Source organism: Nocardia abscessus, from assembly GCF_015477775.1.
GTDB classification, from domain to species: Bacteria; Actinomycetota; Actinomycetes; order Mycobacteriales; family Mycobacteriaceae; genus Nocardia; species Nocardia abscessus_A.
On the sequence record NZ_JADLQO010000002.1, the window covers coordinates 336,000 to 352,195 of the forward strand.

The window sequence follows — 16,196 nt, forward strand, 5'->3', positions numbered from 1 at the left end:
CGTCTCGTCACGCTGCGGCGGGATACGCCGTGCGGGTGCGGTGACGGCGGCCGGGGCCGTGGCCGGTGAGGACGACCGGCACGCCGAGCGTCCCGGCCAGCCACGGCACAGGGTCGGCAGGCAATTCGGTGAGGACGGGTTCGGCCCGCGACAACAACCCGGTCAGCTCCCGCTGGTGGTCCAGGTCCTGCCGGCGTCCAACGGGCACCGCGTCCACGGCGACACCGTCAACGGTGTATCCCGTTGCGGCGTACCGTGTCCCCGGCACGTCGAGGTGGTTGACCGCGAGCCCGTCGACGCCGCCGCATACCTCGATGGCGTAGCGCAGCAGGACCGCGTCCAAGTGCCCGAGACGGAACGCGCCTTGGTAACGGCCTGCCGCATTGTGCGGCTCGGGCAAGTCGAGGCCGGACACCTCGGTGGGGAACGGCCCGGCGCCGTGGCGGGTCTGGTAGGTCCGGGTGACGCCGAGCACGTAACCGGAGGCGCCGATCTCGGCGAGCATCGCCCGCGCGTTGCGCGGTTCGACGGTCGACCACGTGGTGTGCGGATGGAATCCGCGCCACTCGTCGAGCAGGACGCCTTGGGCGCCTTCGAACACCACTCGGCCCTGCCGCGCGAATCGGGCCAGCTGATCGTCGCCCACCACGGATACTGCCGCGGCGAACTCGCGGTACATCTCGACCAGGTCGTCGATCGGTTCGTAGCGATGATCGCTCGGGGCGATCAGCGGCGCGTAGAACGCCGCCAGCGCCCGCAGCTTGCGTCGCAACACCGTGGGGCGCAAGCAATCCGACACCGTCGCAGCGGCGTGCGCGAGCGCGTATCCCGCGGTCTCGCCGATCCCGCGACCGCACGAACCGTGCCGCGCGGAACCCCGCGCATCCTCGCGTGCACGGTTGGCGGCGATGTGGACGGGCGTGGTGAGCAGCGCCCGCCCATCGACCCGCAACAGCGACAGCGGGTCCCGGACGCCCAGCGCGGCCAGCCTGCGCGCCTCCGCGGCCAGCGCGATCGGCTCGACCAGCATGTGCCGCGACAGCAAGGTCGGTACGCCCGCGAAGGTCCCCGATCCGAACTGCGCGAACGTGTGATGCCGCCCGTCTGCGATCACATTGTGCGCCGCCTGCGCCCCGCCGTTGAACCGGACCACGGCGGCGACATCGAATCCCGATTCGGGTGCGCAGAGCCAGTCGACCGTCGCGCCCTTGCCCGCGTCCCCGAAACCGAGATCCACGACGATGATGTGCGGCCCGGACATGGCCGGCCCGGGTTCAGCCGCGGCCACGCGGCAGCGCCCGCGGTCGCCCGCCGTCGGCGCCAAGCGCCTTGCCGACCGACGCGGCCTCGGCCACGGACCCGACATCCCGCAGGTCCGCCAGCCCGGCCGACAGGTCGACGCGCCCCTCGGCCAATCCGATCGTCAGCGCGATGAGTTCACACACCGCGGCCGGGTCGTCCAGGCGCAGGAAGTTCTGGCCGAGCAGCCCGCGCCAGTGTTCGGCGATCTCCGGATCGTGGAAGTAGCTCGACTGGTCGGGCAGGATGTAGTGCACGTGCCAGCGTTCGGCGAGCTCGCGATAGACCGATTCCACCGAGATGTCCTGGCGCACACTGTCTCCGATGATCGCGCGGATGTGCCGGGAGGCCAGCCGCGGCTTGTTCAGTTCGTCGCCGATCAGGAACAGGTAGCCCTTCTTGCGCCGCTTCTCCCACGCGTCGGTCACGATGTGCGTCGCCAGGAAATAGGCGGCCAGTTCGTAGCTTTCGGACTTCTGTCCTCCACCGCCGCCCTCCAGGAAGACGGCGCGCAACTGCTCGTCCATCCTGTTGTCGGATTCGAACTGGCCGATCTGCAGCGGCACACGGTCGGTATCCGCGTCACCGATGGCCCCGAAAAGGATCTGCGGATCCTCCGCATATCCCTTGCGCTGCAACAACCCGTGCAACGTGCCCAGCTTGTCCTGCATGATCCGCGGCACCCGGCCCATCGAACCGGTGACGTCGAACAGCACCGCGATGGGCAAGGAGTTGCCGTGCTCGGCCGAGTCCCGGCATTCACGTGCCGTGACCCCGAGCGGATCCAGCATCGGATGCACCCGCCAGTTCGCGTGCGACTCGGCTCGCATCTGGGCGGTGTAGCCGAAATCGTCGATGCCGCGGGCGGCGCGAAAGGTCTTGGCCGCGTGGTAGGCGGAGTCGTCCCAGTGTCCGTATCCCATGTGATCACGTCCTCTCTTTGTTTTAGTCTAAATGACTAAAACAAAGGCGGTCAAGGCTTCCGACCGTCACGCGCGCCCGGTTGGGCGCGCGCAAGCCCGCACCCCGAGTCGCAGATTCTCGACGCGGCAAGATATCCGGCCGCGCGGGGACCCCCGGATCAGCCGGCGGCGTCCCCGGCTTCGAGCAAACCACCGATCAGCATCGTTCCCGGCCCCTGTCGGCCTCCCGGACCGGGCAGCCACCGAACATCGTCCGCGGTGAGCGGCTCGCCGCATTCGCGGCAAACCACTACACCGGAGGTCGGCCGCCCGCACTCGCGATGGACCACGACGGCGGGCGGTCCTTCCGCGCCCGCCAGCCATTTGTCACCCCAGGTGATCAACATGGTGAGCACCGGATACAGGTCACGTCCACGGTCGGTGAGCAGGTACTCGTAGCGGACCGGATTCGACTGGTACGCGCGCTTTTCGACGATGCCGTGCTCCTGCAGCGCCTCCAGGCGAGCGGCGAGCACGTTGGAGGCGATGCCGAGATCGCGGCGGAGATCCTCGAAGCGGCTCAGCCCGACGAACAGGTCGCGCAGGATCAGCGGCGTCCAGCGCTCGCCGATCGCGTCCACCGTGCGCGCGATGGAGCAGACGATGTCGGAGAAAGCGGCCTTGGGCATTCGCCCAGTCTAGTCCGTTGCTTTTCGCAAGTTACTTCCACTAGGTTCGAATCCACCGATGAGCAAAGGGGTTGAGGGACATGTCCGAAGCGATCGCCGAGTTCCGCAGGGCAACGGAGGCGGGTGACATCGACGCGTTGACCCAGGTCTTGGCGCCCGACGCCGAGCTGATCTCGCCGCTGTCGGGCCGGCTGGTATTCCGCGGCCGAGACGATCTGCGCGTCCTGCTCTCGGCGGCCTACGGCAGCCTCAGCGGCTTGCGCTGGACCGAGGAGATCGGCGACGGCGCGCGGCGCGTCCTGCTGGCCTGCGCCACGATCGGACCGTTCCGGCTGACCGAAGCCCTGGTACTGGGACTCGATGAGCAGGGCCGCATCCGCACGTTGCAGCCGCACTTACGGCCCTGGCTCACGCTCACCTATCTCGCGGTGCGGCTGGCGCCCGGCCTGCTGAGACATCCCGGCATCCTGCGGCGGGCAGCCCGCGCCGCGTAAGCTTCCCCGGTGGACCCGCTCGCCCGCATTCGCGCGATCTGCCTGGAGCTACCGGAGAGCACCGAACGGCCCAGCCATGGCTCTCCCACCTTTTTCGTTCGAACGATAACCGTGTTCACCTACTATCTCGAGGACGGGCACCGGGAGCCGGGCGCGACGATCTGGTGCCCGGCTCCCGTGGGCGTGCAGGCCGAACTGATCGCCGCCGAGGCCACCCGGTTCTTCGTGCCGCCCTATGTCGGGCACCGCGGCTGGATCGGCGTTCGTCTCGACATCGCACCCGACTGGGACGAGGTGGCCGAGATCGTCCAGGACGGTTACCGCCTCGTCGCCCCGAAGCGGTTGTCGGCGCGACTGGACCGATAGCGCGTCAGGTCACCAGCGTCTCCACCAAGCCGTCGGCGGTGAGCTCGAGACGCCGGGTGACCCCGATGTCGTCGAGGAAACGCGGATCGTGGCTCACCACGATGAGCGCGCCCTCGAAACTCGCCAGCGCCTGGGTGAGGTGCTCCAGGCTGGGCAGGTCGAGGTTGTTGGTCGGTTCGTCCAGCAGCAGCAGCCGTGGTGCCGGATCGGCCAGCAGCAGCATGGCCAGCGCCGCGCGCAACCGCTCGCCGCCGGACAGCGCCGCGGCCGCGACATCGGCGTCGGTGCCGCGGAACAGGAATCGGGCCAGCTGCGCCCGGATCCGTTCCGCGGACGCGTGCGGCGCCGCCGAGGCGACGTTTTCGAACACCGATCGCCGCTCGTCGAACACGTCCAGCCGCTGCGGCAGCATGCGCCACGGCACCTTCGGCCCCTCCTGCGCGATGGCCCGCAGCAACGTCGTCTTGCCGACGCCGTTGCGGCCGGTCAACGCGATCCGTTCGGGGCCGGACACCCGCAGCGTCACCGTCGGCCCGCAGGCCAGCTCGACTTGGTCCAGCTCGATCACCTCCTGGCCGGGATACAGCCGCGTGTCGGGTAGCTCCACCCGGATCTCCCGATCGTCGCGCAACAGCTCCTTGGCCTGCTCGAGCTGTTCCTTGGCGGTGTCGAGCTTCTCGATGTGGTTGTTGCGCAGCTTGCCCGCCGACACCTGCGCCTGCCGTTTGCGTTCGCCCATCACGATTTTCGGCTCCCGCTTCTGGTCCCACATCTTCTGCCCGTATCGCTGCCTGCGGTCCAGCTTGATGCGCGCCTCGACGAGCTCCCGTGCCTGCTTACGAACGTCGCTGCGCGCATCGCGGATCGCCGCGCGCGCCGCTTCCTGCTCGGCGGCGACGATCCGCTCGTACTCGCTGAAATTCCCACCGAACAGCCGCAGTTCGCCGTGGCGCAGCTCCGCGATGGAGGTCATCCGCTCCAGCAGCTCACGATCGTGGCTGACCGTCAGCACCGTGCCGGAGAACTGCCCGACCACCTCGTAGAGCCGTGCGCGAGCCACCTGATCCAGGTTGTTCGTCGGCTCGTCCAGCAGCAGCACGTCGGGTTCGGCGAGCAGCTCGGCGACCAGTCCGAGCAACACCGTCTCGCCGCCGGACAGTGTGTCCAGAGTGCGATCGAGCTGTTGCACCGAATCGGCGACGTAGTGCAGGCCGAGCCGGGCCAGCAACGCCAAGGCCCGCTCCTCGACGTCCCAGTGATTGCCGACCAGGTCGAAATCGGTTGCACTCCCGTGCCCGGATTCGATGCGGTGCAATGCTTTTCGCACATCCGCGATGCCGAGCACCGCATCGACGCGCTGACCCGCGCCCAGACCGAGGTCTTGGCGCAGATACCCGAGATGCCCGGTGACCGTGACGGACCCGCGAACGGGCTTCAGCTCCCCCGCGACCAAACGCAGCAGCGTGGACTTGCCCGCGCCGTTTCCGCCGACCAGGCCGATGTGACCGGGACCGAGGACGGCGTCGAGCCCCTCGAAAACGGGGGTGCCGTCCGGCCAGCCGAAAGTGAGATCGGAAAAAGACAGATTGGTCATACCAGCTCCCAGAGGTTGCGACGAAACACGGCGCGCGAATGCGGGCCGCACGTGTGGCTACCTCAGATGAGCAACGGCAGAACTCCGATCAACGGGGATAAGACCTGTAAAGGTTAAACACAACTCCGGTGACTGCGCCAGTGCAATTCGGATCACACTTCCGCGTCAGGACGACGCGCCGATGGCGGCGGCCACGGCCGCGGGCAGCGGATACGGGCGTTCCTCAGGAAGAGCACGCGCCGCCGCCTCCAGCTCCCCCGCGGCTACCAACCGCCGCAGCTGCCGCGCCTCCTCGGTGACGTCACGGATCCCGGTGATCCATCGATCGAGGTAGTGCCCTACGGCGAGACCACCCAGGCCCACTTGCAAGGAGCGGTAGGACAGCGGCCGGTGCCCGAGATCTCGCTCCGGGTCCCACTGGATGCGCACCGGGCTCGTTTCGAGCCGCTCCGCCCACACCTCGCGATCCGGAAACAAGGTCGGCTCGAAGTGGCTGAGGCAGGCGTGCGCCAGCGCCCACTCGAACCCGGCACGGGTGATCGTGACCGCCAGGACCCGTTCCTGCCCCGGCTTGCTCGCCCACCCGCAGCGATACATCATCCACAGGAACGAGGGCTTGATCCACGTCATCCGCTCGCGGCGGAATGGGGCGACGAAAGTCCCTGCGGCCAGGGCCGGTTCGGCGATCTCCGGAGCGTATGCCTGATAGACCACGATCGTGTGCTCGTCGTAGACCGCCCGGATGCGGCGCAGCGGCTCGTCGGATCGCATGTCGCGATCCTGACAGTAACCGTGGTGCCGGGCAACAGGTTTCCGCTACGCGGAGCCCCGCGCAAGTGGCGGGCGGGCTTCCGCGCGCGGTCTATCCGTACCGGCTCAGAGCTTGACGATCGAGGTCAGGGGGTAGTCACCTTGCCGCGCACGCCCACCGAGGAAGCCCAGTTCCAGCACGACCGCGGCGGCGGCTACCTCGGCGCCCGCCTGCTTGAAGAGTTCGGCGGCGGCGGCGAGGGTGCCCCCGGTGGCCAGGACGTCGTCCAGCAGCAGGACACGGCGGCCGGACAGGTCGATGCCGTCCGCGGGAATCTCCAACGCGGCGGTGCCGTATTCGAGGCTGTACTCCCGGCTGATCACCGGCGGCGGCAGCTTGCCCGCCTTGCGGATCGCGAGCACGCCGGTGCCGAGAGACGCGGCGACACCGGCCCCGAGCAGGAAGCCGCGGGCGTCGACACCGGCCACCAGATCGGCGTCGGGCGCGCACGAGGCCAGGCACTCGACCACCGCGCGAAAGCCCTCCGCGTCGGCGAACACCGGAGTGAGATCCGCGAAACGGACACCGGGCGTGGGGAAATCGTCGTGCCAACGGGTCAAACGGTCGACCACCTCGGCGGCTTTGGTGGTCCGTTCGGCGGCTACGTCGTCGGATTCGATTGCCGCGTGCTTGCTCATCGACACCTCTCCATGATCACATCACCCACACCATCTGTCACCGCTCGAGCACCCACCGGTCCATGTTCCATCCGGATCCGGCCTGGTTGGGGGCAGCGATCCCATTGCGCAACCCCTTGCCGAAGGCGATCGTGCGAGGGGTGGCGAACAACGGAATGCTCGGCAGCTCCGCCCACAGCAGGTTCTCGGCCTCGATGAGCAGATTCAACTGTGCGCCCGAGTTGTCCTCGGCCCCGAGCTGATCGGTGATCGCATCGTAGCGGCCGTTGCCGAAGCGACCGACATTCAGCCCGCTACCGGTGCGCAACGCGCTGGTCGCGGTGACTCCCGCGATCGAGCCCGCCGGACCCGGCGCCGCCGCGGTGCTGCCCAGCACGGCGTCCACCTTGCCCTCGGCGAGCCGGGTGGGCGTGAAGTCGGGCGCACCGGCGTCGACCACGGTGATCCCCGCCGGTTTGCAGGCCTCGGCGATCATCGCGACGGTCTGCGCGCGGCGATCGTCCGGCGCCACGTAGCCGATGCGGACGGTCGGGTTCGGTGCACCGGAGGCCGCCACCGCCCTGGTCGCGTTGGCCACGTCACCGCCGGAGTACTTGTTCGACGCGGCGATGACCGCCGGGTAGAACAGGGCATCCTGCTGCACGACGTGCGCGTTGAGCGGGCCGGAGCCCAGCCCCGTCTTCGGCGCGTCCGGCACCTTGCCCAGTTTGTCGAACAGCGTCTGCCGCGGCAGGCACAGCGCGAACGCCCGTCGCGCCTCGACCGAGGAGAACACTCCGCCGGTCGTCAGCACCAATTGCTCGGCGCCCCGGCCTGCCACGGTCTGCACCGAGAAGCCGCCCAGGTTCAGGTCTTTCACCGAGTTCGCGCCGATGTCGAGCACACCGACGGCGTTGTCGCCGACCTTCTTCTTCAAGTCGAAGGTCTTCGGCCACACCACGATTCGCCCGGTCGCCGGTTTGTTTCCCCACCACCGCTCGTTGGCCACCAGCACCAAACCGTCGGCGCTGCCGAAGGATTCCATGCGGTAGGGCCCCGAGGAAGGGAATCGCGACAGGTCCAGCTTGCCGTCGGCAGGGATGGTCCATCCGGTGTTCCAGAACTCCGCGATCCGGCCGAGGGCATTCGGATCGCCGGTCTGCAACGCCGACACGACGTTGGGCACGTTCGCCACACGGGCCGCGACATGCGCGGGCATCAGCTCACCCGCCGTGAACAGGTTGCGCCACGGCAGGTAATGCCGACCGGGGCGGAACACCACCGTGGCGTCCCGGGAGCCGGGCTGGCAGTCGACCCGCTCGATGTCGGCGTAGCCGCTGGTGCTCGCGGCGTCGAAGAGCGGAACCGGTCCCCGGTCACCCGGTTTGGTGTACCGCCCGCTGCGGGCGGCCCAGGTCAGCACCAAGTCGTCACACGAGGTCGGCACACCGTCGGAGTACACGCCGTCGGGGTTGAGCCGGTACTGAATGGTCTGCGACTCGCCCGGCACCTCCTTGGCGGTGCCGAAGTCGGTGTCGGCGACCTGCTGGCCGTCCGGACCGGTGTAGAAGAACCCGGTGAGCACCCGGGAGAACACCGCGGGCGAGCCGGAGCTCGCCCCGAGCGTGCTGCCGCCGTTATAGGTGGCGATGGTCGCATCGGTCGCGTAGCCGATGGAGGGCACCTGGTTCTTGCTGGAGCAGCCGGCCATCAGCCCGGCGGCCACCGTGCCCGCAACGAGCGCTCCGATCAGTCGTACCGCCCTGCGTGGCTGTCGCATGAAACCCCCTGCCTGGTGTCAGTTCCGCCTCTTGTGCCGTTTCCCGCTCGGGCGCGCGCCCGGCCGCGGCGCCTGCCCGGCCGCGCGCTGCCGGCGCGGAGTCTCGTCCAGGTCCCGTCCCGCCGCCGTGCTCGCCCGGCGCTCGGCCGCGATCCCCGCGCGAGCGCTGGCCGCGCCCGCCCGCTTGGCCAGAACCTTCCTGGTGTGCCCCGCCACCGGTCCCCAGCGTTCCTTGATCGAGACCAGCAGCGGAGTCGCGAAGAAAATCGAGGAGTACGTGCCGATCAGCAGACCGACCAGCTGCACCAGCGCCAAGTCCTTGAGGGTCCCGACGCCCAGCATCCAGACCGCGATCACCATCAAGCCGACGATCGGCAGTATGCCGATCAGAGCGGTGTTGATCGACCGCATGAGCGTCTGGTTCACCGCGAGGTTGGCCTGCTCACCGTAGGTGCGTCTGGTCAGATGGAGAATACCGTGGGTGTTCTCCTCGACCTTGTCGAACACGACGACCGAGTCGTAGAGCGAGAAGCCGAGGATGGTCAGGATGCCGATCACCGTCGCCGGGGTGACCTCGAAGCCGACCAGCGAGTACACGCCCGCGGTGACGGTGACGTCGAAGACCAGCGCCGCCAGCGCCGCGATGGCCATGTGCGTCTCGAAGCGGACCGCGATGTAGACCGCGACGAGCACGAGGAACACCGCGAGCGCGATGAGCGCCTTGCGGGTGATCTGGCTGCCCCAGGTCTCGCTGACGTCGGAGGTGCTGATCGCGGCCAGGCTCGGGTTGCCGGTCTTGTCCTTCGGCTGGAACTCGGCGAACAGCGCGCTGTTCACCGCCTCCACCTGCTGCTGGTTCAGCGCCTCGGACCGGATCAGCATGGTGGCCGACCCGCCGGTGCCGACGGTCTGCACCGAGACCGGGTCGGTGCCGATGGCGCCCCGGTAGACGTCCTCCACCTCACTGGTGGTCGCGTTCCCGGCCGGGAACTGGATGCGCGAACCGCCCTCGAAGTCGATGCCGAAGTTGAAGCCGCGGAAGAGGATGCTGCCCAGCGAGATGAGCACGATCACGGCGGTGATCAGGTACCACATCCGGCGCTTGCCGATGACGTCGATCGCGCCCGTGCCGGTGTAGAGGCGGTTGAAGAAGCCGTGCTTGGGCGTCTGCGGCTCGGTGACCGCCTCGAATACGTCGGTGACCTCGGTGGCGCTCGGCTTGTCGAGCGAGTGGGTGGTGTGGCTGTTGGTCATCGCGTCCTCACGCCTTCCCGATGGCGGCCGCGGCCGCCTTCCGCTCGCGGGCGATCTGCTGGATCGCGCCGAGGCCGTTCACCGACGGCTTGGACCAGAACGCCGTCCGGGAGGCGAGCAGCACCAGCGGCGAGGTGACCAGGAACACCACCACGACATCCAGGATCGTGGTGAGACCGAGGGTGAACGCGAAACCCTTCACCTGGCCCACGGCCAGGATGTACAGCACGGCCGCGGCGATGAAGCTGACGGCGTTGCCGGACAGGATGGTCCGGCGGGCGCGCTGCCAGCCGCGCGGCGCGGCGGAACGGAAGCTGCGGCCCTCGCGCATTTCGTCCTTGATCCGTTCGAAGAACACCACGAACGAGTCGGCGGTCATACCGATACCGATGATCAGACCGGCGATACCGGCGAGATCGAGGGTGAAGCCGATCCAGCGTCCGAGCAGCACCATGATGCCGTAGACGGCCAACCCGGAGGCCACCAGCGACAAGCCGGTGACGAAACCGAGCATCCGGTAGTAGGCGAGGCAGTAGAGCAACACCACCGCCAAGCCGATCGCACCGGCGAGCAGGCCGGCCTTGAGAGACGAGAGGCCGAGGGTGGCGGAGACCGTCTCGGCCTCGGAGGTCTGGAACGACAGCGGCAGCGAGCCGTACTTCAGCGTGTTCGCCAGTTCCTTCGCCGACGAGGCGGTGAAGTTGCCCGAGATCTGGGTGCGGCCACCCTGCTGCGGCCCCTGCTGCACGACCGGTGCGCTGACCACCTTCGAGTCGAGCACGAAGGCGACCCGCTTGTAGACGTACTCGCCGGTCAGCGCCGCCCATGCGTCACTGCCGCCGGACTTGAAGTCCAAGTAGACCTCGTGCCTGGCCTGCTGCTGGTTCAGGCCGGAGGTGGCGTCTTTGATCTCCTGGCCGTCGATGCGGCTCTTGTCCAGCAGGAGAACCTCGGTGCCGTCGGTCGAGCAGGTGACCAGCGGAAGATCCGGGTCGTCGTTGCCCGCGAGCGGATCGGACTTCCCGCAGTCCAGAGTGGCCAGCGCGGTCTGCTGCACGGACTGATCGGTGCTCTGCCGCAGCGCCTTCGCCGCCTGGATCTCCCTGCTGGCCTCTTCGGTGGGCGTCAGCGCGGGATCGACCGGCGGCTGCGTCGGCTGCTGGGCGGGGAACACCCGCTGCTGCGGCGCGGGTGTCGGTTCCGCGGTCTCCGGCGCGCTGGGCTGGGCCTCCGGCGCCTGCTGCGTGCCAGGCGTGGTCTGCGGGGTGGCGCCGCGACCCGCGGTGGGCACGGCCTGCAGCACTGGGCGGATGTAGAGCTTGGCGGTCGTCGCCAGCGCGCGTGCCTGCTGCCCATCGTCACCGGGCACGGTGATCACGATGTTGTCGCCATCGATGACGACCTCGGAGCCGCCGACGCCGAGCCCGTTGACCCGGTTCTCGATGATGTCCTGCGCCTTCTTCAGGCTGTCCTGGCTCGGCTTGCTGCCGTCCGGCGTGCGCGCGGACAGCGTGACCCGGGTGCCACCCTGCAGGTCGATGCCGAGCTTCGGCGTCGGGGACTTGTCACCGGTGAAGAACACCAGCGCATAGACCACGGCCAGCAGCGCGGCATAGACGCCGAGCAGCCGGAGCGGGTGCGCCGATCCTTGGGAAGGTGGCACAGTACGTCATCTCCTAGGCGGGAAGTCGAGGATGGAACGAGCAGGCAGGCACCAGCGCCGCCGGGTGCGCGGACGGAAAGCCGCGGCGACATCCGGCGATGCGGGCACAACCGGAACGATCAGTCCTTGGTCAGGCGGGTCTCGGTCTGCTCGGTGGATTCCTCGACGGTCGCGGTCGCGGTCGCGTCCGCGTCGTCCGAGCTCGTGGCGTCCGCGCCGGTCGACTCGGTGGTCACCGCGTCCTCGGCGCGCACCTCACGGATGGCCTGACGCAGCCACGTGGTGACCACGTCCTCGGCGATCTCGAGGTCGACCGTGGTGTCGTCGAGTTCGACCACGGTGCCGTACAGACCCGACGTGGTGATGACCTGATCGCCGATCTTCAGGTTGTCCTGCATGCTCGCGACCTTCTCGGCCTCCCGCTTCTGACGGCGGACACCGAGGAACATCGGCACGAGCAGGGCTACCAGTAGCAGCGGAAACAGCAGTTCCATCGTCGAAGTCAGTCCCTAGTGTTGTGGGTGGGATGGACAAGTACCCACACAGTCTGCCAGTTCGCCGCGCGGATGCCACACCCGCACACCCGCTGGACAGCCATAACGCCCCTTCACACGCCGACTCGCCCGCCGGAACACGCTCCGGCGGGCGAACTCGCGTGCGACGCGGCCCCGGGAAGTCATCCCGCGGCCGCGGGAAGTCAGGCGGCCTTGCCGTAGAGGTAGTCCTCCAGCGGGAAGCTGACGGCTTCGCGGTGCGCGTTGAGCGTGCTGGTCGGCCGCAGCAGGGCGGCCTCGCCGTGCTGGTTGAAGTAATAGCTGCGCGCGGTGGCGCAGTCGCCGCCGTAGAAGACCGACGAACCGAGCTTGGCGGTGACCCGGTCCAGGAACGCAGCGTTGGCCTGCTCGGTGACCTCGAAGGTGTGCTCGCCCCGCCTGCGCAGCTCGCCGAACAAGCGGCCCATGTGCTTCATCTGCGCCTCGATGGTCGTGAAGTAGGACAGACCGCTGTAGGAGTAGGGGCTGTTGAGGCTGAGGAAGTTGGGGAACTTCGGCACCGTGATGCCCTCGTAGGCTTGAAAACGGTTGTCCCGCCAGAACTTGCCGAGGTTCATCCCGTCGCGGCCGATGATCTCGATGGCCGGGAAGTTCACGTCCCACAGGTTGAAGCCGGTGGCCAGGATGAGCGTGTCGATCTCGGTCTTGTGCCCGTCGGCGGTGACGATGCCGTCCGGCTCGACGCGCTCGATCGCGTGGGTCTCCAAGCGCACGTGCGGCTGGTTGAACGTCGTGAAGTAATGGTTGGAGAAGGTCGGCCGCTTGCACCCGAAATCGTAGTGCGGCGTCAGCTGCCTGCGCGTCTCCTTGTCGCGCACGGATGCGCGCAGATGCGCCTTGGCCAGCGCGCCCGCGCCCTTGTTCATCAGCTTGGCCTGCTTGAAGTGCAGCACCCCGACCACCATCAGGGCCTCCAGCAAGCTGGTGTTGACCAGCCGCGCCGCCTTCTGCGTGGCGGGAACACGTTCGAAGAGCTTCCGCACCGGCGCGGGGATCGCGGTGTCGATCTTCGGGACCACCCAGATGGGCGTGCGCTGGAATACGGTGAGCGCCTGCGCCTTTCTGGCCACTTCTGGCACCAACTGCACGGCGGTGGCGCCGGTGCCGATGATCGCGGCCCTGCGGCCGGTGAGATCGAAGCCGTCCTCCCACGCGGTGGTGTGGATGATCTTGCCCTGGAACGAATCGATACCGGGGAACGGCGGAGTGTAGGGCTGGGAAAGGAACCCCGTCGCGGTCAGCAGGTACCGGCCGGTGATGGTCTCCCCGCCCGCGATCGAGACCACCCAGTGCTGCTGCTCGTCGTCCCAGCGCGCGCCGTCGACGAGGGTGCCGAAGCGCATCCGGCGCCGCAGGCCGTACTTGTCGGCGACGCGTTCGGCGTACTTCTTCAGTTCCGCGCCCGGCGCGAACAGGCGCGACCAGTGCGGATTCGGCTCGAACGAGTAGGAGTAGGTGACCGAGGCGATGTCGACCGCCAGACCCGGATAGTGATTGACGTGCCAGGTGCCCCCGAGATCGTCCTCCCGCTCCAGGATGACGTAATTGCTCAGGCCGAGCCGATCGAGCTGAATGCCCGCCCCCATGCCCCCGAACCCCGCACCGACCACGACCGCGTCGTATTGAGGCGCCACACCGAACCTCCTGCTAGCTGAACCACATATCACGGAATGACACATCATTCCGCTTGTGACGACTGTATCATCGGCTAGGTGACGAAGCCATCCACGCGTGCCGAGCGACGGAAAGCCGAACTGCGCCAGGAGATCATCGACACCGCCTTCGTCTGTTTCGCGGAGAAGGGCTATCACGCGACCGGCATCGCCGACATCGCGGGCCACCTAGGCATCGGACACGGCACCTTCTACCGGTACTTCAGCAACAAGCGCGACATCATCGACCACGTCATCGATGATCTGGCCGCGCGCATCATCGCCGCCCTCGGCACCGAGAACGCCCCGGACGCCGCCGCCACCCTCGACGAATACCGCGCCCAGATCGACCGCATCGGCGTGGCACTCACCGAGATCCTGCTGGCCGACCGCAGGGTGGCCCAGCTACTGCTGTTCCATGCCACCGGCATCGACGACGAACTCACCCAGCGGCTGTACGGACTGCTCGACACCGCCGACGCGCTCACCGCGGGCTATCTCGACCACGGTGTCGAGTTGGGCTACCTGCGCGCCGACCTGGATACCCGCAACACCGCGCGGGCGGTGACCGGCATGCTCATCGCAGGCATCGTGCACTCGCTGCGCGAACCGGACGAGGCCGCGATCGCCGGACTCAACCAGGCGATCCGCCGCCTGCTCGTGGACGGCGTTCGCAAGGATTGAGCAACGCGGCAATCCCCCTGACACCACGACCGGGCGCTAGGGTGAGGCGCACTGATCCGACGCTTCGCCAGGGGGACGGCCCTTGTTCGCAAAAGGCCAGGGAATTCCGAAACTTTCCTTCCGAGCGGTCCGGCGCACCGAGCCTGACAGAATGGCGCCTGTGACCCCGGAGGACGTGCGCCGCACCCGTTTCGCGACTTCGACGCTCGGGCATCGCGGCTACCACGCGGACGAGGTGGATGCCTTCCTCGAACTCGTCGCCGCGACCCTGGCCGGACAGGGCGTGCTCGCCGCCGACGATCTGCGGCATGTCAGCTTCGACCCGCCTCGCCTCGGCCAGCGCGGCTATCGCGCCGACCAGGTCGACGAGTACCTGGATCAGTTGCGCACCGAGCTGGAGTTCCGTCAGCGCGGCGTCCGGCCGGTGCCGGCCGCGAACGGCAACGGCCACCCCATGCTCACACCCGACGACGTGCGCCGCATGCGATTCACCCCGGCCCCGATGGGCCGACGCGGATACAACGAGGAAGAGGTCGGCGCGTTCCTCGATCTGGTCGCCGCGAGCCTCGCACACGGCGGAGCGGGCAGCCTCACCATCGACGACGTCCGGACGGTCCGCTTCACCGAGGCCCGCCTCGGCACGCGCGGCTATCAACGCGACGAGGTCGACGCCTTTCTCGACTTGGTCGCCGCCGCATTGCGCCATCGCCACTGACCGGCCACCGCGCCCTCGTTCACCCGCGGCGGCGGGTCATTCGAACAGGTCGAGGGTGGGGTGCGGCTCGCGACCGCGCACTTCGATGGAGCCGAACACCAGGTCGGGCGGCGGGACGAGGCCGAGGTGCTCCCAGGCGGCGGCAGTGGCCACCCGGCCGCGGGGTGTGCGCGCGACCATGCCCGCGCGAACCAAGAACGGTTCGCATACTTCTTCGACGGTCGCGGCTTCCTCCCCGACCGCCACCGCCAGGGTGGACACCCCGACCGGGCCACCGCCGAAACTGCGGACGAGCGCGCCGAGCACCGCGCGGTCGAGGCGGTCGAGGCCGAGCACGTCCACGTCGTAGACCTCGAGCGCGGCCTGCGCGACAGGGCGGGTGATCCGGCCGTCGGCCCGGACCTCCGCGTAGTCGCGAACGCGCCGCAGCAGGCGGTTGGCGATGCGGGGCGTGCCGCGCGAGCGGCCCGCGATCTCCGACGCCGCCTCCTCATCGATGACGACGCCGAGGATGTGCGCCGAACGTTGCAGGATGCGCAGCAGCTCCCCCGGCTCGTAGAAGTCCATGTGCCCGGTGAAACCGAAGCGGTCGCGCAGCGGCCCGGTCAGCGCTCCGGACCGGGTGGTGGCGCCGACCAGGGTGAACGGCGCGATGTCCAGGGGAATGGAGGTGGCGCCGGGGCCCTTGCCGACGACCACGTCCACCCGGAAATCCTCCATCGCCAGGTAGAGCATCTCCTCGGCGGGGCGGGCCATCCGGTGGATCTCGTCGATGAACAGCACATCGCCCTCGACCAGGTTGCTGAGCATGGCGGCCAGGTCGCCCGCCCGCTCCAGCGCGGGGCCCGACGTGATCCGCAGCGCGGTGCCCAGTTCCGTGGCGATGATCATCGCCATGCTCGTCTTGCCGAGTCCAGGCGGGCCGGAGAGCAGGACGTGGTCCGGCGTGCCGCCGCGCTGTTTGGCTCCGCGCAACACCAGTCCGAGCTGTTCGCGCACTCTGGGCTGACCGATGAAGTCGTCAAGCGACTTCGGGCGCAGACTCGCCTCGATCTCGCCGTCGGACTTCAAATAGCTTGCGCTGACCTGGGATTCGGTGGGTTCCTCTTGGTGGTCCATAAC

The 16,196-nt window shown here is 68.5% G+C and carries 16 protein-coding genes; 4 read left to right on the forward strand and 12 right to left on the reverse strand.

The features are described 5' to 3' along the window. Window positions 1-7 precede the first annotated feature (7 nt). The 3 genes from IU450_RS07120 to IU450_RS07130 form a co-directional block, all read right to left on the reverse strand. Window positions 8-1,261, reverse strand: a complete 1,254-nt coding sequence (locus tag IU450_RS07120) for an adenylosuccinate synthetase (RefSeq protein ID WP_195148981.1) — start codon at window positions 1,259-1,261, stop codon at window positions 8-10. A 13-nt stretch (window positions 1,262-1,274) separates the two neighbouring features. After that, on the reverse strand, window positions 1,275-2,222 hold the full coding sequence (locus IU450_RS07125; RefSeq protein WP_195148982.1) for a hypothetical protein: 948 nt from the start codon (window positions 2,220-2,222) through the stop codon (window positions 1,275-1,277). Between the two features lie 158 nt (window positions 2,223-2,380). Continuing rightward, window positions 2,381-2,890 carry a winged helix-turn-helix transcriptional regulator gene (locus IU450_RS07130; protein ID WP_195148983.1) on the reverse strand — a complete coding sequence of 170 codons (510 nt, stop codon included), beginning with the start codon at window positions 2,888-2,890 and terminating at the stop codon, window positions 2,381-2,383. Between the two features lie 80 nt (window positions 2,891-2,970). Between IU450_RS07130 and IU450_RS07135 the strand changes: the two genes are divergently transcribed. Both IU450_RS07135 and IU450_RS07140 read left to right on the forward strand, forming a co-directional pair. Further along, window positions 2,971-3,384, forward strand: coding sequence for a nuclear transport factor 2 family protein (locus IU450_RS07135; RefSeq protein WP_195148984.1), 414 nt, complete (start codon window positions 2,971-2,973; stop codon window positions 3,382-3,384). 9 nt (window positions 3,385-3,393) lie between these two features. Next, entirely contained in the window at window positions 3,394-3,750 is a 357-nt protein-coding gene (locus IU450_RS07140; protein WP_195148985.1) for an MmcQ/YjbR family DNA-binding protein, read from the forward strand. 4 nt (window positions 3,751-3,754) lie between these two features. Here the strand turns inward: IU450_RS07140 and IU450_RS07145 are convergent, their stop codons facing one another. The 8 genes from IU450_RS07145 to IU450_RS07180 form a co-directional block, all read right to left on the reverse strand. Beyond that, a complete protein-coding gene (locus tag IU450_RS07145; RefSeq protein ID WP_195148986.1) occupies window positions 3,755-5,344 on the reverse strand; it encodes an ABC-F family ATP-binding cassette domain-containing protein in 1,590 nt (529 codons plus the stop codon). Between the two features lie 165 nt (window positions 5,345-5,509). Further along, window positions 5,510-6,115: a DUF4291 domain-containing protein gene (locus IU450_RS07150; protein WP_195148987.1), complete on the reverse strand. Its 606-nt coding sequence runs from the start codon at window positions 6,113-6,115 to the stop codon at window positions 5,510-5,512. Window positions 6,116-6,220: 105 nt separating this feature from the next. Beyond that, a complete protein-coding gene (locus IU450_RS07155) occupies window positions 6,221-6,793 on the reverse strand; it encodes an adenine phosphoribosyltransferase (protein ID WP_195148988.1) in 573 nt (190 codons plus the stop codon). A gap of 37 nt (window positions 6,794-6,830) precedes the next feature. After that, window positions 6,831-8,552 carry an ABC transporter substrate-binding protein gene (locus IU450_RS07160; RefSeq protein ID WP_195148989.1) on the reverse strand — a complete coding sequence of 574 codons (1,722 nt, stop codon included), beginning with the start codon at window positions 8,550-8,552 and terminating at the stop codon, window positions 6,831-6,833. A gap of 18 nt (window positions 8,553-8,570) precedes the next feature. Beyond that, window positions 8,571-9,806, reverse strand: a complete 1,236-nt coding sequence (secF, locus tag IU450_RS07165) for a protein translocase subunit SecF (RefSeq protein WP_195148990.1) — start codon at window positions 9,804-9,806, stop codon at window positions 8,571-8,573. A gap of 7 nt (window positions 9,807-9,813) precedes the next feature. After that, a complete protein-coding gene (gene secD, locus IU450_RS07170) occupies window positions 9,814-11,469 on the reverse strand; it encodes a protein translocase subunit SecD (protein ID WP_195148991.1) in 1,656 nt (551 codons plus the stop codon). Window positions 11,470-11,588: 119 nt separating this feature from the next. Then, window positions 11,589-11,963: a preprotein translocase subunit YajC gene (gene yajC, locus IU450_RS07175; protein ID WP_195148992.1), complete on the reverse strand. Its 375-nt coding sequence runs from the start codon at window positions 11,961-11,963 to the stop codon at window positions 11,589-11,591. A gap of 203 nt (window positions 11,964-12,166) precedes the next feature. Further along, window positions 12,167-13,657, reverse strand: a complete 1,491-nt coding sequence (locus tag IU450_RS07180; RefSeq protein ID WP_195148993.1) for a flavin-containing monooxygenase — start codon at window positions 13,655-13,657, stop codon at window positions 12,167-12,169. A 78-nt stretch (window positions 13,658-13,735) separates the two neighbouring features. Between IU450_RS07180 and IU450_RS07185 the strand changes: the two genes are divergently transcribed. After that, window positions 13,736-14,359: a TetR/AcrR family transcriptional regulator gene (locus IU450_RS07185; protein ID WP_195148994.1), complete on the forward strand. Its 624-nt coding sequence runs from the start codon at window positions 13,736-13,738 to the stop codon at window positions 14,357-14,359. Window positions 14,360-14,510: 151 nt separating this feature from the next. After that, a complete protein-coding gene (locus tag IU450_RS40870) occupies window positions 14,511-15,074 on the forward strand; it encodes a DivIVA domain-containing protein (RefSeq protein WP_195148995.1) in 564 nt (187 codons plus the stop codon). 36 nt (window positions 15,075-15,110) lie between these two features. Here IU450_RS40870 and ruvB read toward each other — a convergent pair whose 3' ends face one another. Beyond that, window positions 15,111-16,193 (reverse strand): Holliday junction branch migration DNA helicase RuvB, encoded by a 1,083-nt coding sequence (gene ruvB, locus IU450_RS07195; protein WP_195148996.1) that lies wholly within the window; start codon window positions 16,191-16,193, stop codon window positions 15,111-15,113. Between the last annotated feature and the right edge of the window lie 3 nt (window positions 16,194-16,196).